Raw genomic sequence first — 17,804 nt, forward strand, 5'->3', positions numbered from 1 at the left:
TTTCATTCCTTTATTTTATTTTTGTAGAAAAAGCTTACCAAAAGGCAATTCATTCGCCTTTTGGTTAAACAGAAAACCATGTGGTTTAAAGCACATGGTTTATAAGCCAATATAGGATAGGTTAAACTTAGCGTTGCTCATAAAGCTGATCGAGAATTTGACCTGAAGCAAAATGCTCTTTTTGAATTTTATCCCAAGAGCCAAAAACATCACTCACGGTTAAAAGACGAATTTTTGGAAATCTATCCTCAAACTCGGCTTTGACCCTTGGGTCATTAACGCGGTTACCGTTTTCAGCAAGAATTTTTTGTCCTTCTGCTGAGTATAAAAAATTCAAATAAGCTTCTGCCGTTTTACGAGTACCACGCTTATCAGCAACACGATCAACGACCGCGACAGGAAATTCTGCCAAAAGGCTTACTTCCGGCGTTACAACTTCAGCCTTTTTGGTACCAAACTCACGCGCAATATTTATTGTTTCCGTTTCAAAGGTAATCAGCACATCACCAATATTACGTTCAATAAAGGTGGTGGTTGCGGCGCGTCCGCCCGTATCAAAAACCGGTACATTGGCAAATAGTTTTTTCACAAATTCTTTAGCTTTTTCATCACTATTATCATCTTTGGCAAATTTTTCTTTGGCAAAAGCATAGGCTGCAAGATAGGTATAACGTGCATTGCCGGAAGTTTTGGGATTTGGAAACACAACTTTCACATCATCACGCACCAAATCATCCCAATTTTTGATATTCTTTGGGTTGCCTGCACGCACTAAGAAAGAGGGAAAAGAATAATAGGGCGAAGCGTTATTGGGAAATTTATTCTGCCAATCCTTATCAACAAAACCACCCTTTGCCAAAATATCAATATCAGTTACCTGATTAAAGGTTACAACATCAGCTTCCAAGCCTTCTAATATAGATCTTGCCTGCTTTGATGACCCAGCATGAGATTGATCAATGGTGAGATCAATGCCAGTTTCTTTTTTATAAAGCGGAATAAAAGCTTCATTAACTTTGCCATAAAGCTCACGGGAAATATCATAAGAAGCATTGAGAATTTTTTGGTCTTCTGCCTTGAGCGGTGTTGCCCAAAATGCAGTTACAACAGCAGCTAATGTCAAAATCTTTCGCATAATTACCCTCACTATAAAACTTAACTTATTTGTGGCGGCAATTGAAAAATTTTCAAAGAACAGACTTTGTTTTTATTAGTAGCTAATTAAAAAATTTTGCTCACTAAATTATCTTTATAAAAAATAAATGCGATAATGGCCTGTTTTTAGTAAAGGCTGCGTCATTTATCTTAAATTGCATCATTAAAAAGATCATCTAAATAAGTTTTAAAAAAATGATGGATGTTAGCCTTTTCATATTCGGGAAAGTGTAGTTTTAGAAAATCCACCTGCTTGCCAATTCGGCTTGCCTTATCAAAATCTATTCGCAAATCTGTATTGGTTAAACCAATGGATGCTATGGCGCCATATTGTCCCAGTTGCGTTTCAATAAGCATTAATTGTTCCAAAATTTGACTATGGATTTCAATATAATAACCAACCATGCCAAGCTGTATGTCTTGGCTTGTGGGGTTGGTAATAATATCAATTATCAAATATTGCTTTGGATCAAGATCATTATCACTTGCCGCGAATCTAACATTATCATCGCTATAATCAATATGAATATTTTGGCATGAAAAATCTATGTGGTTTTGCATTATCCCTCGCAATATTCTTATTATTTTAGAATTAAAACATATACAACTTCAAATGTAGCTATTTGCATGAAAATATTAAACTATATTAATCCATCCTTGGTGGAAAAGCTTGCTTTTTTTCCCTTCTGCAATAATTATTACCCTTAATGGTTCCATATTCTTTTTAAACCATATAAGACTGCGCTAGATTTTTTATAAAGTGCAAATTTTCGGTATTTTCATATGTCTGCAATTATAGCCTATTTCCCCCAATTAATGCAGGGGCTTATAGTAACCCTGCAAATCTCGATAGGTGGTTTTTTTCTTGGACTTTTATTAGCAACTTTTATCACCTTTATTTGGAATAGTGTACCTGCACCGTTACGATTTTTATTTATTATTTATATTGGTTTTATTAGGGGTATCCCTGAAATTTTAATTATTTTCTTATTTTATTATGGCGGCACATTTTTATTAACGAATATATTTAGCACTTATATTGAAGTTAATGGGTTAATTGCTGGAATTCTGGCCCTTGGAGCGGTCTCATCGGCCTATTTTGTTGAAATATTGCGCGGTGCCTTGAATACCATTCCAGCGGGACAAAAGGAAGCAGCAACTAGCCTTGGCCTTAGCCGTGCAACAACCTTCATCCAAATTATTATACCGCAAATTTTTATGTTTGCTTGGCCAGCAATTGGCAACCAATGGCTTATTATATTAAAGGACAGCGCGCTCGTTTCAGCTATTGGCTATGAAGAATTATTGCGCAAAGCTACTGTTGGCGGCAGTGCTGTACGTTCGCAGATGGAGTTTTATATTGCTGCTGCATTGATTTACATCGCTGTTACCACTCTCTCGACTATTCTTTTCAAGTCGGGCGATAAATATATGTCGCAAAGGAGATAGCCGCTATGTCACTTGATGTCTTTTTACAATCTTTCGCGGCAATTTTACCAAGCTTACAGTTAACAATTGTAATCACCCTTAGTGCTTTTTTCATTGGACAATTATTAGCTTTGCCTTTTGCCCTAGCGCTTTATTCTAAGTCATCGATTTTTTATTGGCCAGTTGCCATTTACACTTTCATGACACGCGGTAGCCCCTTACTCGTACAATTATTCATCTTTTATAATCTGTTTGGCAAAATAAGCACAGGGCTTGCAATTGAGCGCGGTAGCTTATTATGGTTCATTTTAAATGATGCTAAATATTGTGCTATGTTTGTTATTGGTCTTAACTCAGCATCTTATATGGCAGAAATTTTACTAGGTGCTTTGCGGCAAATTCCAACTGGCCAAGGCGAAGCAGCTATTTCTCTTGGCCTAAAAAAACGCTTTCGACTTTTCGATATTTTATTGCCGCAAGCTTATCGTAATGTACTACCAACGATTGGCAATGAAATGGTAATCGTTTTAAAAGGTAGTTCGCTAGCTAGTGTTATTACTGTCATGGACGTATTTGGCACCGCTAAAACATTTATGTCAAATAGTTCATCCGCTTTCGAAGCATTTTTATCCGCAGCAATATTATATTTGTGTATTGGCTTTGTCATTGCAATGATATTTAGAGTGTTGGAATATTATTTTTTACCAGCATCGATAACAGGTCAGAGAACGAAATAAATTTTTCATTTTTAAAACGCCTAATTTAAAACAAATTAAAAACAAGACTGATAATATAATCAGCAAGGAAATGAAGGTTTCTAAATGATTAAGGTTGAAAACCTAGTTAAATTTTTCGGCAAAACGCAAATTTTGCATGATATAAACCTAACGGTAAAATCGGGCGAGCGTATTGTTTTATGCGGGCCATCAGGCTCGGGTAAATCAACATTATTACGCTGCCTTAATGGCCTTGAACAACGCAAAAGTGGCACGGTTGAAATCGCTGGTCATCATCTAGCACCAGATTGTAAAAATGTTTTAGAGCTTGGCGGCGATGTAGGTATGGTGTTTCAACAATTTAACCTATTTCCCCATATGAGCGTATTGCATAATCTAACCCTTGCTATGCGCCGTGTGCGTAAAACCTCCAAGACTGACGCGGAAAGCTATGCACGCTCACTTTTAACCCGCATGCAGCTTGAAGATAAGGCCGATGCCTATCCAAGGCAATTAAGCGGCGGCCAGCAACAGCGTGTTGCCATCGCTCGTGCTTTATGCATGAAACCCAAAGTCATGCTTTTTGATGAGCCGACCTCCGCTCTTGATCCTGAAATGGTGAAAGAAGTGCTTGATGTAATGACAGGACTATCCAAGGAAGGTCTCACAATGATTGTGGTTACCCATGAGATGGAATTTGCCCGCAATGTTGCAGACCGGATAATTTTTATGGATAAGGGTATAATCTTGGAAGATGCAGAGCCGCCGCAGTTTTTTGATGCACCGCGCCATCAACGCATAAAAGATTTTTTGGCTGATATGCGGCCAACAAACGCTTAACCACCCAATACTCATATAAAACGCAATTAAACAATGTAATGCTAGTATTTTGCCAAAAAAACAGCGCATAAACCGCAAATGGACATGCGCAGTTAGAATCAAACTAATAACTAGATGGGCATAAATAATAACCTAAAAGAGCACTTTTTTCTGATTTTTTTGTCACAAAAAACAGTGATCATTGCTTATAAAAATTCGTGCATTTTTTGCTTTTAATAGTTTTAAAAATATGCAAAAACAAACTCATGAAGAGGAGTTAATAATGACGCAGGATATGCGCGATCGCCTTATTGTAGGCCTTGATGTTGCAACCGTTAGTGAAGCCAATGCTATTATCAAGACCCTTGGCGATAATGCCACCTTCTATAAAATCGGCCATCAACTTGCTTTTACTGGTGGTTTGGATTTTGCCAAAGAACTCATCCAAGATGGCAAAAAAATCTTTCTTGATATGAAATTACTTGATATCGATAATACCATTGCTGGTGGCGTTTCAAGTATTTTAAACCTTGGCGTTTCGATGCTAACCCTTCATGCTTACCCAAAAGCTATGCAAGCAGCGGTCGAAGCGGCAAAGGGAAGTGATTTATGCCTGCTTGGCGTTACCGTCTTAACCTCGATGGATGCACAAGACTTAAAAGATGCAGGCTACAATGATACACCGCAAGATCTTGTGTTAAAACGGGCAAAACAAGCACGTGATATTGGTATGGGTGGTATTGTCGCATCAGCCAATGAGGCTATGGCTTTACGCCAAGTAATCGGTAATACTATGGCACTCGTTACTCCGGGCATTCGCCTAAGTGGCACAGACCATGGCGACCAAAAGCGGGTTATGACACCATTTGACGCCATTCGTGCCGGTGCAAGCCATTTGGTGGTAGCACGTCCTATTATCAAAGCCGAAGATCCGGTTTTGGTGACACAGTCTATCCTTGAGGAGATGGAAAAGGCTGCTGTCTAACTCGCAAGAGTTATAATAATACAAATGGGAGGAAATTTCGCCCACTGCTTTATTAAAAAGAGCAGTGTCCTTGTAATGCTTCGTGCTAATTTTAGAGATAATATCATGTATGACCAACGTATCCGCAGTGCAGCTTTAAGACAGAAAATTGTGTCAAGTGAAGAAGCGGCAAGCCTTATTCAAAATGGCATGACTATTGGCATGAGCGGTTTTACAAGAGCGGGCGACGCAAAATGTGTGCCGCTTGCTATGGTAAAGCGTGCTGAGCAAGATCCATTCAAAATAACGCTTTTAACCGGTGCTTCCCTTGGTCATGATATTGATGGACTGCTTTGCAATGCAGGGATTACTGCACGCCGCATGCCTTTTCAGGTAGATTCAACCCTGCGCCATGCGATAAATCGCGGCGAAGTTATGTTTATTGACCAGCACCTTTCCGAAACGGTTGAGCAATTGCGTGCCGGCCAATTAGCACCTGTTGATATTGCCATTGTTGAAGCCGTAGCTATTCGTGAAGATGGTGGCATCATTCCAACCACATCAGTTGGCAATTCGGCAAGCTTTGTGGAGCAAGCTAAAAAAGTCATTGTTGAAATTAATATGACCTGCAATCCAGCATTGGAAGGATTGCATGATATATATATTCCACAATTAATTCCTGGACGCACACAAATTCCGATTGTCAAACCAGAGGACCGTATTGGCACCAATTATATTAAGGTTGATCCCGCAAAAATTGCTGCGATTGTCATTAGTAATCTGCCTGATAGTCCATCAAATATATTGCCAGCTGATACCGAAACCGCAGCTATCGCAAATCACTTGATTGAATTTTTTATTCATGAGATGAAAAAGGGACGCTACACACAATCACTGCGGCCTCTGCAGGCCGGCATTGGCACTATTGCAAATGCTGTTTTAAGCGGCTTTTTGCAAAGCCCGTTTGAAGACCTAAAAATGTATAGCGAAGTTTTGCAAGACTCAACCTTTGACTTAATGGATTCTGGCAAACTGGTTTTTGCATCTGCCTCATCAATTACCTTAAGCCAAGCCTGCGGTCAGCGCGTTTTTGACAATATTGAAAAATATAAAGACCGCTTGATATTGCGTCCTCAAGAAATCAGCAATATGCCCGGCGTTATTCGCCGCCTTGGTCTTATCGCTATTAACACCGCCTTGGAATTTGATATTTATGGTAATGTCAATTCAACCCATGTCAATGGCACCCATATGATGAATGGTATTGGCGGCTCTGGTGATTTTGCTCGCAATGCCTCTCTTTCTATCTTTGTCACTAAATCCTTGGCAAAGGGGGGAAAAATATCATCGGTTGTACCAATGGTAACCCACATAGACCATACTGAACATGATGTTGATATTCTTGTTACCGATCAAGGGCTTGCCGACTTACGTGGCCTTGCACCGCGCGAGCGCGCCGCCACCATCATCAAAAACTGTATTGCCCCAAGCTATCGCGATAAAATGCAGGATTATTTTGACCGTGCGGTAAAACGCGGCGGCCACACACCGCATATGCTTGAAGAAGCCTTTTCATGGCACACAAAAATGCAACAAGAAGGCAGCATGCTTTAAATTTATAAAAATTTTTAGATCATTTTTGCATTCGAAGCTGGCTATTCAAGTACTATAGCCAGCACCTTAAATTGAAATGCCCAACTTTTAATTTTTCTCAACCGCAGGGGGTTAAAAATCCTTTGCGGTTTTGTCTTTTATACAAAGATTGGCGTTATTTGTTTCCCATAATAGCTTATGGATAGTTTATATTTTTCCGATACCCTCATAATAACCATGATGGTTTACACCTAAGCAATCATTTGCATCCTTTCAAAGTTACTAAGGTTTGGAATATTTGTTCTAATCGCGTCAATATTAGGTATGTGATTCTATGCCAATTGCTTTCCCGCTCAAGGTTTAGTATTTTCTAACAAAAATATGTTGCAATAATAACACATAAAGCAATGCATCACTTATACTAAAGCACTGATCCAATGGTTTCATATTATTGTAACACTCATAACACGGCACTGTAATATTGTTTTTCTAATCCTTGCCAAGAAATAAATTTGGCAGTGGAGAAATAAATGTCAATTCTTAAAACCTTACCGCTAGTGCCGCTCGCATTACTCGCTGGATATAGCGCAGCAAATGCAGCAGATGCTGTTGTCGTTCCCGTTGAACCTGAACCGGTTGAATATGTTCGCGTTTGCGACGCATATGGTGCTGGTTACTACTATATTCCAGGCACTGAAACCTGCATGCGTATTTCAGGCTATGTTCGCGCCGAAATAAAAGGCGGCGACGACGTATATGCGACCTCGCGTGATGGCATTGAACGCGATACTTACGCATGGCGTTCGCGTGCGACACTACGCTTCCATACAGCAGCTGAAACTGAACTTGGAACACTACGCACTTATATTGACCTACGTTCAGAGTGGCAAGGTGGCGCTAACTGGGGTGCAGCCGGCGATAAGACATCATTGCGTTTTGCATATATTGAACTTGGCGGTCTTCGCGTTGGTATGGACGAGTCAATCTTTGCACATTGGACTGGCTACCTAGGTAAAGTCATGAACGATGACGTGTTATCACCTAAAGGTTCTACACGCACAAATATGATTAGCTATACTTATAATTCTGGTAACGGCTTTTCTGCAATTATTGGTGTTGAGCAAGGTTCTGGAAGTGATATTAATGGTACCCGTTATAATCGCTATTATGACAGTGTTGCTAATCGGTACATCGCTGAACGGAGCTATAAACTTGTGGGTCAGCAAATTGATGATTATGCACCGCATGTTTTGGGTGGCTTGAAGTTTAAACAAGGTTGGGGTGCGGTCTCTGCCGTTGCTGCCTATGATGCCCGCAATGAGGAATGGGCTGGTAAGCTTCGCCTTGATCTTAATGTAACAGATCAGTTCTCAGTTTGGGTTATGGGTGGCTATAAATCCATGGACGACTACTACAAAGTTGATACATCTGTTAAAGCGTTCAAAAAAGACTATATCAGTGTAGTACGCATTTATAACTCAAACATCGGTGACTGGGGCGGCGATTGGGTTGTTTGGGGTGGTGGAAGCTACAAATTTACCAAAAATACAAGCTTCAATTTCCAAGCTGGCTATGATGATGAGCGTACTTTTTCAGCCGCTGCTAATATTTCACACCAAATCGTCCCTGGCTTAACAATTACCCCTGAAATTGCTTACACAAAATGGGATAGCAATTACGGTTATAAGGCAATTTACAGCGATGCTGGTGCATTGTTAAGCTCTGGCGTTCGCAATAGCATGAAAGGCGAAAATGCATTCCAAGGCATGCTTCGTTTACAACGCTCATTCTAATCTTAAATATTAGAAATTCTATTTAAAAAGCCGGCTTGGATAATTCCAAGCCGGCTTTTTTTCGACCGCTAAAACCGATTTTTGCCAACTTCTACAGCATAAGTCTTTCCTTTAAGAAATCATGCTCCAATTCTCATAAACAGGATAACCAACAGATCGCAACAGTTCTGCTGTTTCAGCCAATGGCAAGCCAACTACTGCGCTATAAGAACCAACAATGCGTAATACAAAACTACCGGCTAGACCTTGAATAGCATAGCCGCCAGCTTTACCGCGCCAATCACCCGATAAAACATATGCATCAATCACAGATTTTGGTAAACGATTAAAACGCACGCGGGTTTCGACAACCCGGTGATGCAGATGACCCTTGGCACATAATACACAAACTGCGGTAAAAACCTTATGGCTACGCCCTGATAATAGGCGCAAGCATTCGCGAGCTTCATCCTCGCTATCAGGCTTAGGCAAGATGGTTCGCCCAACTGCTACAACCGTATCGGCGCTAATAATTGGCGCTTTTTCATATTGTGGTATTAACCGTATGACTTGCGCCGCCTTTTGAGCTTTTTCTAATGCAAGGCGTCTTGCCAAATAAAATGGGTGTTCACCACGCTTTGGTGTTTCATCAATATCAGCTGCATGTAAATGATCTGGTTCAATACCTATTTGTTTCAATAATGCCATACGGCGTGGTGACGCTGACGCCAATATTAAAGGCATTTCATTTTTAATCACTTCATCATGCTGCATTTTTGTCCGCCATATAGTCAATAAACAATTTTCCTGCTGCTTTAATAGCAACCAGACTGCAAAATAGACCAACTATTTTAACATCAAGTAAAATCAAATTATAAAATGGAAAATAACTAGCGGCTATATGAAAAAGCCAAATGCTTGCTTGAAAAAAGCAACACCAAAACAAAGCCTGATTTTTATAAAAGACATAAAAATAAGAGATCTATTAATAGACCTCTATTATTCATCTTTATACCATATTAATCTAGAGTTTTTATCTTGAACCATAGTATGAATTAAAAGCTGCTATGGTAAATAAAAATAGACTATTTATAACGATAGGTAATACGACCCTTAGACAGATCATAAGGGGTCATTTCGACCATGACCTTATCGCCTGCAAGCACGCGGATACGGTTCTTACGCATTCTTCCGGCTGTATGGGCAATAATTTCGTGCTCATTATCAAGTTTTACCCGAAACATTGCATTTGGTAGAAGCTCAGTAACAATACCTGAGAACTCCAAAACTTCTTCTTTAGCCATTGAAACCCTATTCTATTGAATAAAAAAATAATAAACCCATTTACGGGCCGGCCCTCGCCACCTTGGCGCGAAACCTATATGATAATTGTCACCTTGTGAATAATAAAGCATACTTGCCACATAATTTTTACATGAAAAGCACATTTATCTGCATCAAATTCAATGAAAACAGCCATAATCAGCAACACTTAGCGGCTCTATAACAGAAAAACATCAAGATTTCAAGACCAACTTATAAAAGCCCAAAGCAATACAGAATCACTTATCAATTTGAATACTTAAAAAGCAATTTTTTGAAAATTTAAAATTCCATATATCTAAATTAGGATTAACAAAATGAAACGCTTTTTATAAATATATCTATATTTATAAAAATTTACTTTTTGTAAACTTTTTCTGGAACCTTTTGCCGGCTAAGTCGTTTTTGTTGTATGGACGCTGACAGATGGTAATTGAGCCAAGCAGCTAAGAGAATTAATCGAACAACTCAGAAGAATTTAACAACAGGAAGCCAAAAGCGCTTCCCGTTAACAGTCTAACCTTGTCAAAATTTGAAGCAAATAAGCGCGAAACGAGTTTTCGCGAATAGAGAAACTTTGCTAAAAATAACGGGTTTTGCGGTTCTTCCATAAAAATTAAAGGACTAAGATCATGAACCGTTTTGCAAAATCAATTATCGTAGCTTCAACTCTAGCAATTGCTGTAATTGGCAGCGCACTTACTGCACAAGCAACCACAATTTCAGCCCCTGCCTTATCATTGCATAATGCACCTGCAAATGGTGCCGCTATAACAAGCACAATTGCTAAGGGAACTGAAGTTAATGTTGGTGTTTGCAATTCAGCTTGGTGCTATGTGACTGTTGGAAATCAAAAAGGTTGCGTTGAAACCAATAAGCTTTCAACGCAATTAGCCGCTGTAAATAGCCGTGCGCGCTCAATGGCAGTTAGCGGTGGTGCAGGTGGTAGTGCTGGCGCAACAGGTGGCCGTACCGCATCTGCTGGCTTAAATATTTCAATTACTATTGTTCCTGAAAAGTCAGAAGCAAAGACCGCAAACCAAGGCCGCATTAATGCTGCTAAAATTGCACCACAGCATTTGCGTTAAAAATTTCAAAAATCCCCGTTAGCTAAAATCAAGCTAACCAATTGGCCTATCTGATTTCATGATCGATCAGATAGGTCTTTTTATTTTGCTTTTGTTATTTGATGCCGAATAAAATTCTAAGAAAAAAATCAAACAATACAAAAAACAGTCGATTAAAGGTTGCGACCAATAGCCAAATATTTTTCACGCCGCTCATCACGTAAAGTAATACCATCCTTATCGGCCATGCTTTTAAGCGCAGCAGCAATAATATTTCCAGTTGCATCCATCACTGCTTCACGATCACGATGTGCACCGCCCAAAGGCTCTGGAATAATACCATCAATAATCTTTAACTCATAAAGATCTTGCGCTGTAATGCGCATATTGGTCGCTGCATCTTTTGCGCGGGTGGCATCGCGCCAAAGAATAGAAGCTGCACCTTCTGGTGAGATAACTGAATAAATCGAATGCTCGAGCATGTAAACGCGATTAGCAGCGGCTATAGCAATAGCACCGCCAGAACCGCCCTCGCCGATAACGATAGCAACAACAGGAACTTTAAGATTTAGCATTTCAGCCGTTGACCGAGCAATGGCTTCCGCTTGACCGCGCTCTTCCGCACTAACACCAGGATAAGCTCCGGCTGTATCAATGATTGACACCACAGGAAGATTGAAGCGTTCAGCCATTTCCATGATGCGAACGGCTTTGCGATAGCCTTCAGGACGGGCGGAGCCAAAATTATGTTTCAAGCGTGTTTGCGTATCATGACCTTTTTCAAGACCAAGATAGGCAATAGCTTCCCCTTGAAAGCGAGCAAAGCCAGCTTGCAAAGCCTCATCTTCACCAAATTTACGATCTCCAGCTAATGGAGTGATATCGCTAAATAGGTGGTTGGCATAATCTAAAAAATGCGGACGATCCGGATGACGCGCAATTTGCGTCTTTTGCCATGGGGTCAATTTTTTATAAAGATCACGCAATGCCTGCGCAGAGCGCTTTTCAAGACGGTCAATCTCATCACTCATATTGACACTGTCTTTTTCTTGGCTAAGCTTTTTAAGCTCAAAAATCTGGGCATCGAGATCTGCAACAGGTTTTTCAAAATCAAGGTAATTATACATCAACTATTTAATCCACACGAGTAATTTTGGAGCTATCTTCTATGCACTTTTCATGAAGCAAGCGTTAAAGACCAAAGTATTTGGGACAATTTTACTTTCTTTAACAATGATTGCGCTTAAAAGAAAACAAAAAAACGCCCTTTCCATGGCAAATTTTATTTTTTTACCCTTTATTAGCATTTTCAGCAAGGGGATGAAAGCTATTGACCAGCTTTTGCAGCCTTTCTTCTAACACATGGGTATAAATCTGCGTAGTCGAAATATCGGCATGACCTAATAATTGTTGTACGGCGCGTAAATCTGCACCATTTTGCAATAGATGGCTTGCAAAAGCATGGCGCAACACATGAGGCGATAATTTTTCAGCGTCAATTTGCGCGCGGCTAGCAAGTGCTTTTAACTCACGCGCCACCACTTGCCGCGCAATGTAGCCACTATCTGACTGCGCAGGAAATAGAAAAGGGCTTTTATCTGAGGCTTTATTTTTCCTTATTAAAAGCCACGTTTCGACTGCTTGGCGAGCTTTATTGGAAAGCGGCACAAGTCGTTCTTTTGCACCTTTACCTTTGACAAGAATAAATTGCGGATTTCCCTCTACTGCCCTCAAGGTAAGGCTTATGAGTTCTGATATGCGAAGCCCACTTGCATAAAGCATCTCGATTAAAACATATAACCGATAGTTACGATAACGCTCCGCATCGCTCAAATCACTCAAATTTGCTTCACTCTCTGCAAAATCAAGTAACAATCCAACTTCTGCTTCACTCATGATCTTCGGCAAAGTTTTAGCTTTGCTTGGGGCATCAATTTGGGCGGTAGGATCGTCTTGCCGGACATTTTCAGCATAAAGAAATTGATAAAATTGCCGCAAAGTCGAGAGGCGACGCGCTTGCGAGCTTTGGCTAAAACCTTCCACCGCCATGCTTTGCAAGATTTTTTCAATATCGCTTTCCATAGCATTGGATAATTGTTTATTAGTTTTAGCAAGCAATTCATCAGCCCATTCAAGATCACGATTATAGGCTTCAAGCGTATTGTCGGCAGCGCCGCGCTCTGCACTCATCATTTCTAAAAAGCGATCAATCAACCGCGAAGATTGCTTATTTACCATAATGCTACCCAATTCTTATTGTGAAGGCTCATTAAGGCGATCTGCATCTAATGCTTGCTCATCGCGTACTGGCTCTACCGGTGGTACAGGCCATGCCCGCAAATTTAGCTTATCATTTGGTATTGTAATCGTCAGCTCTGCAGTTTTAGGCTTTACCATATAGGCCAGTGCATAAATTGCACCGCAAAACAATGCGGCAATTGTCAAAAGAATCAAAAAAATGCGGCGTATGGTTGGCATGCTAACCTTTATTAGAATTAGAACGAATATTTGCATCTTTCCTACGGGAAAGGTTCTAAAACGCATTATTGATTTAAATTGTTGTTTATTTGCTAACGTCCGCAATTTTATTGAATAAATATCATCAATGTCACTCATTTTAACAAATATCATTAAACTCAACGAAAATCAGAAGCTTCACAGAGCAGGCGAATTGTTTTAAGGTTAGAATAATTTTGATTTGACTGTTGGAGATAAGAGATGAGCACCACCGTTAGAGTTAATTTGGATGAACGTAGCTACGATATTTTGATCGGCTCTAATCTTCTTAATTCTTGCGGTGCGCTGATTGCATCACGCTTTAAAGGCGTAAGAACAGCCATTGTAACCGATAGTAATGTGGCAAAAATTCATCTAAAAACGGTAGAAGAAAGCTTAAAGCAGGCTGGCATTGACAATACATCAATCATTGTTGATGCGGGAGAAAAATCAAAATCCTTTCCTGTCTTGGAAAGAGTCGTAAGTGATCTTCTCGATGCAAGATTAGAGCGTGGTGATATGGTTTTAGCGCTTGGCGGCGGCGTTGTTGGTGATTTAACTGGTTTTGCCGCCGGCGTCGTTCGCCGTGGTATGGGCTTTATCCAATTGCCAACTTCGCTTTTGGCGCAGGTTGATTCTTCAGTCGGTGGTAAAACTGGCATTAACACAGCACATGGAAAAAACTTGGTTGGTGTCTTTTATCAACCAGAACTCGTGCTTGCCGACACCGAGGCGCTTGACACATTAAGTAAGCGCGAGTTTCGTGCCGGCTATGCGGAAGTTGCTAAATATGGGCTCATTAACCAACCAGATTTTTTTGAATGGCTTGAAAAAAATTGGCAGGGCGTATTTGCGGGCGGCAGCGAAAGGGTTAGTGCAATTGCCCGTTCATGCCAATCAAAGGCCGATGTTGTTGCTCGTGACGAACGTGAGTCGGGCGAGCGTGCCTTGCTTAATTTAGGCCATACATTTGGCCATGCCTTGGAAACGGCCACCCATTATGATAGTAGCCGCCTTGTTCACGGTGAAGGAGTGGCGATTGGCATGGTGCTTGCCCATGAGTTTTCAGCAAAATTAAATCTTTGTGCGCCCGAAGTGGCTTTACGCGTGCGTGCGCACTTAAAAGAGGTTGGTCTGCCAACAGATCTTGGTGATGTGCCAGGCGGCTTGCCAGATGCTGAAACCTTAATGGGCTTTATCGCACAAGATAAAAAAGTTGAACGTGGCGCCTTAACATTTATCCTCACACGAGGGCTTGGCCAGTCTTTTGTGGCAAAAAATATCGCAACTTCTGATGTTTTAGCCTTTTTACAAGAAAAACTTGCCAAAATTTAACAATCGCTAGTTGATCCTTTAATCGTTATTGGTTAAGAGAAAGGCATCAATGTCCACGTAGCTCAGTAGGATAGAGCACAGGATTCCTAAAAATTGGGCGTTGCAGCTGGGAAACCCTGCAACGGATCTGCTCAAATTCGGGGAAAGCTTTATTGTTGCGATTTATCCAACAATATGCCAATCCCGAGCCAAGCTTTCAATATTTTAGCGCAAGCTATCAATTATTGAAAGAAGGTGTAGAGACTGGACGGGCAGCACCTAAAGGTTAAATGTAATGTTTACCAATGGTGAAGGGACAGTCCAGACCACAAACATAGATGATCATTCTATGGCGATGAAAATCGTAGTGGTATGAATCCTGGGGTCGGGGGTTCGAATCCCTTCGTGGACACCATAACCTCTTTTATTGGCATTTAACCTATTGATTTTATTGATTATTTTTAGGTGAGAGCAACAGAATAAAAAGTTAGGGCATAACTTAAATTTTCCTTATAGGCATTTGATGGACGCATTTTTTTATGGCTTTGCAAATGGGCTTAGCTTTTTAGTGGTGATTGGTGCGCAAAATGCCTTTATTTTGAAGCAAGGGCTAAAGCGCGAGCATGTTTTTATTTTGTGCTTAACCTGCGCCTTATCCGATGCTTTATTGATTGCCTTTGGTGTAACTGGCTTTCATATAGTTTTGCAAAGCCAACCTTGGATTGAACCTTTAATGCGGTGGGGTGGTGGTTTGTTTTTGCTGTGGTATGGCGGCAAAAGTGCGCTTGCCGCTTACCGAGCGAATGGAAATATGGAACTTGGCAGCACACAAAAAATATCCCTTACAAGTGCTGTTTTAACCTGCCTTGCTTTAACATGGCTTAATCCGCATGTTTATCTTGATACTGTGGTTTTGCTTGGCACAGTCTCCACTCAATTTACCCCTCATCAATATTTATTTGGGCTTGGTGCGGTGATGGGTTCATTTTTATTCTTTTTTTCTCTTGGGTTTGGCGCCCGTTTTTTAAGGCCAATTTTTAACAATTCTCGTTCATGGCAAATACTTGATAGCATTATTGCGCTTATCATGTGGGCTATCGCGATAAAGCTTTTATTTTTTTAAATTAAATGCTTGCCTATCGTTAAAAAAATCATTTTTAAATTGATGAGATAGCGGAAAAAATATGAGTTGGTTTAAAAAACTTTTTGCAAATAAAAATATTCAATCCGGTAAAAAAACGCGGCAAGTCGAGTACATACCCCATTGGGACAAACACCTGAAACAATACAGACATATTGGCAACATCGTTGGCATGAAATAATGGATCGCACCAATCCGGAGCCAGAGGATGAAGCCATGCCAATTCCTGATAATGTAAGCAGGGATAATCGCATCAACTTTTTTACCGAATTTTCATTTACTGATCAATTGCCCCATGCTGCCATTGAAGAAATGATGTTGCTTATGCCGCGTGGCGACGCAATATTTAAACGCTTTTTATCGTGGTGGAATGAACCTCTACATAAAATAAGCGAGCAGGAAGCCTCAAGCTTTTTGCGCACAGCTAAGTCTTGGCCAGAAGCTTGGCTTTGATGTAAGTTCTCCCGATCAACCGATTGAGATTATACGAGGGAGTGATGTCGAAATTTCCGAAGCATTTAAAAATGCCTATGATCCTTTTGATAACATAACCGATGAAACTTATCATCGAATATTACAATCTAGCGGTGAATTTGGCAGGCTAGCCCATAGTTTTTTAAGTGAACCTCTTTATATGGCTGCAGGTTGTCATTACTCCATTGGTCATTGGATATGCCAACCATTACAAGCAAACGAAAGTGGTATTGATATAACCGAAGCCCCCTATCGCCTCGCACGCGGTGGTTGGATGTGCGGACAAAGCCAAGATGGTATTTTTCTTTATGATACACGCTTAGGACAACCAAGCAATAATGACTAATTTAGAGCATATTCAAAGGCTCGTATAGCTTTGACTATGCTCTAAATTATACAGACTAAATAATCTATTTATTGCAAAAATTCTTCAACCAAATGCACCCAAAAGCTTGCACCAACTTCAATAATTTCATCATTGAAGTTATAGTGATCATTGTGTAAATTAGCTGAATTCCCATTGCCAATAAACAGATAGCAGCCAGGACATTGCTCCAACATATAAGCAAAATCTTCACTAAATGAAAATGGCTCATTTTGTTGGAAAAGCTTCTCTGGACCAAAATTTTTAACGGCAACCTTTTGCGCAAGTTGCGTTAATTTTTCATCATTATAAACCGAAGGCGTAACTGCGCGATATTCAACATCAATAGTTGCACCGTAAGCTGCCCCATAACCTTGCACCAGTTCTTTTATCCGCGTTTCAAGCAAGGCGCGAATATTGGCATCGTAACTACGAACCGTTAACCGCAATTCTGCAGTTTCTGGAATAATATTAAAAGCATCACCTGCAATAAAGCTACCAACCGTAATAACTGCGGCATCATTGGGAGCAATATTACGAGAAATAATCGATTGGAGGCCAGAAACAATGGCGCTACCAATTAAAATTGGGTCAATGGCTTTTTGCGGTTGCGCACCATGCCCACTACGACCATGTATGGTAATACGCACGCGATCTGAGCCCGCTGTTGCTATTGCGGGAATAAAGCAAAATTGCCCCAAAGCTATACCAGGAACATTATGATAGCCAAAAACAGCATCACAAGGAAATTTGGTAAATAGCCCCTCCTCAATCATTTTTTTAGCGCCGCCTAAACCTTCTTCGGCAGGTTGAAATATCAACCGAACAGTGCCCGAAAAATCTTTTCGTTCCGAAATACAGCGTGCGGCTGTAAGAAGTGTCGTCGTGTGTCCATCATGACCGCAAGCATGCATAACACCGTCATTCTTACTAGCATAAGCAAGGTCAGTATTTTCAACAATGGGTAAAGCATCCATATCAGCTCTAATTGCCAATATTTTTTTACCTGCCCCTTGCTGCAGCGTTGCAACGATTCCTGTGCCCGCTATACCTTCGACAACATCATAGCCCCAAGATTTTAGCTTTTCAGCAACGGTTTTTGAGGTTTGAGTTTCATAAAACCCTAATTCGGGGAGTTGGTGTAGTTGATGACGCAATTTTATCATTTCAGGCAAAAA

General features: G+C 40.5%; 19 protein-coding genes. 11 read left to right on the plus strand and 8 right to left on the minus strand.

Annotated elements, in window-relative coordinates; all coding sequences use genetic code 11:
* Positions 1-127: 127 nt before the first annotated feature.
* Both N6A79_RS10465 and N6A79_RS10470 read right to left on the minus strand, forming a co-directional pair.
* A complete protein-coding gene (locus N6A79_RS10465; RefSeq protein WP_268545895.1) occupies positions 128-1,135 on the minus strand; it encodes a sulfate ABC transporter substrate-binding protein in 1,008 nt (335 codons plus the stop codon).
* 170 nt (positions 1,136-1,305) lie between these two features.
* Positions 1,306-1,716 (minus strand): hypothetical protein, encoded by a 411-nt coding sequence (locus tag N6A79_RS10470; RefSeq protein WP_182417573.1) that lies wholly within the window; start codon positions 1,714-1,716, stop codon positions 1,306-1,308.
* 222 nt (positions 1,717-1,938) lie between these two features.
* Here N6A79_RS10470 and N6A79_RS10475 point away from each other — a divergent pair, with 222 nt between their 5' ends.
* The 6 genes from N6A79_RS10475 to N6A79_RS10500 all read left to right on the plus strand — a co-directional run bounded on the left by N6A79_RS10475 (position 1,939) and on the right by N6A79_RS10500 (position 8,468).
* Positions 1,939-2,604 (plus strand): amino acid ABC transporter permease, encoded by a 666-nt coding sequence (locus N6A79_RS10475; RefSeq protein ID WP_268545896.1) that lies wholly within the window; start codon positions 1,939-1,941, stop codon positions 2,602-2,604.
* Positions 2,605-2,609: 5 nt separating this feature from the next.
* Positions 2,610-3,320, plus strand: coding sequence for an ABC transporter permease subunit (locus tag N6A79_RS10480; protein WP_268545897.1), 711 nt, complete (start codon positions 2,610-2,612; stop codon positions 3,318-3,320).
* A gap of 84 nt (positions 3,321-3,404) precedes the next feature.
* Positions 3,405-4,139: an amino acid ABC transporter ATP-binding protein gene (locus tag N6A79_RS10485; protein WP_262078518.1), complete on the plus strand. Its 735-nt coding sequence runs from the start codon at positions 3,405-3,407 to the stop codon at positions 4,137-4,139.
* Between the two features lie 262 nt (positions 4,140-4,401).
* Complete coding sequence (gene pyrF, locus N6A79_RS10490) at positions 4,402-5,103, plus strand: orotidine-5'-phosphate decarboxylase (protein ID WP_182417577.1); 702 nt, start codon at positions 4,402-4,404, stop codon at positions 5,101-5,103.
* A 105-nt stretch (positions 5,104-5,208) separates the two neighbouring features.
* Positions 5,209-6,696, plus strand: coding sequence for an acetyl-CoA hydrolase/transferase family protein (locus N6A79_RS10495; RefSeq protein ID WP_268547580.1), 1,488 nt, complete (start codon positions 5,209-5,211; stop codon positions 6,694-6,696).
* A 509-nt stretch (positions 6,697-7,205) separates the two neighbouring features.
* The gene (locus N6A79_RS10500) at positions 7,206-8,468 is read left to right on the plus strand and encodes a porin (protein WP_268545898.1); all 1,263 of its coding nucleotides are present in this window, start codon (positions 7,206-7,208) and stop codon (positions 8,466-8,468) included.
* Between the two features lie 111 nt (positions 8,469-8,579).
* On the opposite strand, the gene N6A79_RS10505 is transcribed toward N6A79_RS10500, so the two are convergent.
* The gene (locus tag N6A79_RS10505; protein ID WP_410007262.1) at positions 8,580-9,203 is read right to left on the minus strand and encodes a Maf family nucleotide pyrophosphatase; all 624 of its coding nucleotides are present in this window, start codon (positions 9,201-9,203) and stop codon (positions 8,580-8,582) included.
* A gap of 329 nt (positions 9,204-9,532) precedes the next feature.
* Positions 9,533-9,751 carry a translation initiation factor IF-1 gene (infA, locus tag N6A79_RS10510; protein WP_182417578.1) on the minus strand — a complete coding sequence of 73 codons (219 nt, stop codon included), beginning with the start codon at positions 9,749-9,751 and terminating at the stop codon, positions 9,533-9,535.
* A 651-nt stretch (positions 9,752-10,402) separates the two neighbouring features.
* Here infA and N6A79_RS10515 point away from each other — a divergent pair.
* Positions 10,403-10,858 (plus strand): hypothetical protein, encoded by a 456-nt coding sequence (locus N6A79_RS10515; protein WP_268545899.1) that lies wholly within the window; start codon positions 10,403-10,405, stop codon positions 10,856-10,858.
* Between the two features lie 152 nt (positions 10,859-11,010).
* Here N6A79_RS10515 and N6A79_RS10520 read toward each other — a convergent pair whose 3' ends face one another.
* The 3 genes from N6A79_RS10520 to N6A79_RS10530 form a co-directional block, all read right to left on the minus strand.
* Positions 11,011-11,964 carry an acetyl-CoA carboxylase carboxyltransferase subunit alpha gene (locus N6A79_RS10520; RefSeq protein ID WP_182417580.1) on the minus strand — a complete coding sequence of 318 codons (954 nt, stop codon included), beginning with the start codon at positions 11,962-11,964 and terminating at the stop codon, positions 11,011-11,013.
* Positions 11,965-12,127: 163 nt separating this feature from the next.
* Positions 12,128-13,075 (minus strand): site-specific tyrosine recombinase XerD, encoded by a 948-nt coding sequence (locus N6A79_RS10525; protein WP_182417581.1) that lies wholly within the window; start codon positions 13,073-13,075, stop codon positions 12,128-12,130.
* Between the two features lie 15 nt (positions 13,076-13,090).
* Entirely contained in the window at positions 13,091-13,315 is a 225-nt protein-coding gene (locus N6A79_RS10530; RefSeq protein WP_268545900.1) for a hypothetical protein, read from the minus strand.
* A 240-nt stretch (positions 13,316-13,555) separates the two neighbouring features.
* Between N6A79_RS10530 and aroB the strand changes: the two genes are divergently transcribed.
* The 4 genes from aroB (at position 13,556) to N6A79_RS10550 (ending at position 16,608) form a co-directional block, all read left to right on the plus strand.
* Entirely contained in the window at positions 13,556-14,668 is a 1,113-nt protein-coding gene (aroB, locus tag N6A79_RS10535; RefSeq protein ID WP_268545901.1) for a 3-dehydroquinate synthase, read from the plus strand.
* A 502-nt stretch (positions 14,669-15,170) separates the two neighbouring features.
* Complete coding sequence (locus N6A79_RS10540; protein ID WP_268545902.1) at positions 15,171-15,770, plus strand: LysE/ArgO family amino acid transporter; 600 nt, start codon at positions 15,171-15,173, stop codon at positions 15,768-15,770.
* 198 nt (positions 15,771-15,968) lie between these two features.
* A complete protein-coding gene (locus N6A79_RS10545; RefSeq protein WP_268545903.1) occupies positions 15,969-16,241 on the plus strand; it encodes a hypothetical protein in 273 nt (90 codons plus the stop codon).
* Positions 16,242-16,422: 181 nt separating this feature from the next.
* Positions 16,423-16,608 carry a hypothetical protein gene (locus N6A79_RS10550; RefSeq protein ID WP_268545904.1) on the plus strand — a complete coding sequence of 62 codons (186 nt, stop codon included), beginning with the start codon at positions 16,423-16,425 and terminating at the stop codon, positions 16,606-16,608.
* Between the two features lie 68 nt (positions 16,609-16,676).
* Here N6A79_RS10550 and N6A79_RS10555 read toward each other — a convergent pair whose 3' ends face one another.
* Positions 16,677-17,792 (minus strand): M20 aminoacylase family protein, encoded by a 1,116-nt coding sequence (locus N6A79_RS10555; protein WP_268547581.1) that lies wholly within the window; start codon positions 17,790-17,792, stop codon positions 16,677-16,679.
* Between the last annotated feature and the right edge of the window lie 12 nt (positions 17,793-17,804).

The organism is Bartonella sp. HY761, from assembly GCF_026743145.1.
Lineage (GTDB): Bacteria > Pseudomonadota > Alphaproteobacteria > Rhizobiales > Rhizobiaceae > HY038.

Bases quoted from the DNA above. Each gene is read 5' to 3' on its own strand.
- N6A79_RS10465 (WP_268545895.1), bottom strand. From the start codon at position 1,135: ATGCGAAAGATTTTGACATTAGCTGCTGTTGTAACTGCATTTTGGGCA.
- aroB (WP_268545901.1), top strand. From the start codon at position 13,556: ATGAGCACCACCGTTAGAGTTAATTTGGATGAACGTAGCTACGATATT.
- N6A79_RS10470 (WP_182417573.1), bottom strand. From the start codon at position 1,716: ATGCAAAACCACATAGATTTTTCATGCCAAAATATTCATATTGATTAT.
- N6A79_RS10480 (WP_268545897.1), top strand. From the start codon at position 2,610: ATGTCACTTGATGTCTTTTTACAATCTTTCGCGGCAATTTTACCAAGC.
- N6A79_RS10555 (WP_268547581.1), bottom strand. From the start codon at position 17,792: ATGATAAAATTGCGTCATCAACTACACCAACTCCCCGAATTAGGGTTT.
- infA (WP_182417578.1), bottom strand. From the start codon at position 9,751: ATGGCTAAAGAAGAAGTTTTGGAGTTCTCAGGTATTGTTACTGAGCTT.
- N6A79_RS10545 (WP_268545903.1), top strand. From the start codon at position 15,969: ATGGATCGCACCAATCCGGAGCCAGAGGATGAAGCCATGCCAATTCCT.
- N6A79_RS10530 (WP_268545900.1), bottom strand. From the start codon at position 13,315: ATGCCAACCATACGCCGCATTTTTTTGATTCTTTTGACAATTGCCGCA.
- N6A79_RS10475 (WP_268545896.1), top strand. From the start codon at position 1,939: ATGTCTGCAATTATAGCCTATTTCCCCCAATTAATGCAGGGGCTTATA.
- N6A79_RS10495 (WP_268547580.1), top strand. From the start codon at position 5,209: ATGTATGACCAACGTATCCGCAGTGCAGCTTTAAGACAGAAAATTGTG.
- N6A79_RS10485 (WP_262078518.1), top strand. From the start codon at position 3,405: ATGATTAAGGTTGAAAACCTAGTTAAATTTTTCGGCAAAACGCAAATT.
- N6A79_RS10520 (WP_182417580.1), bottom strand. From the start codon at position 11,964: ATGTATAATTACCTTGATTTTGAAAAACCTGTTGCAGATCTCGATGCC.
- N6A79_RS10525 (WP_182417581.1), bottom strand. From the start codon at position 13,075: ATGGTAAATAAGCAATCTTCGCGGTTGATTGATCGCTTTTTAGAAATG.
- pyrF (WP_182417577.1), top strand. From the start codon at position 4,402: ATGACGCAGGATATGCGCGATCGCCTTATTGTAGGCCTTGATGTTGCA.
- N6A79_RS10550 (WP_268545904.1), top strand. From the start codon at position 16,423: ATGGCTGCAGGTTGTCATTACTCCATTGGTCATTGGATATGCCAACCA.
- N6A79_RS10540 (WP_268545902.1), top strand. From the start codon at position 15,171: ATGGACGCATTTTTTTATGGCTTTGCAAATGGGCTTAGCTTTTTAGTG.
- N6A79_RS10500 (WP_268545898.1), top strand. From the start codon at position 7,206: ATGTCAATTCTTAAAACCTTACCGCTAGTGCCGCTCGCATTACTCGCT.
- N6A79_RS10515 (WP_268545899.1), top strand. From the start codon at position 10,403: ATGAACCGTTTTGCAAAATCAATTATCGTAGCTTCAACTCTAGCAATT.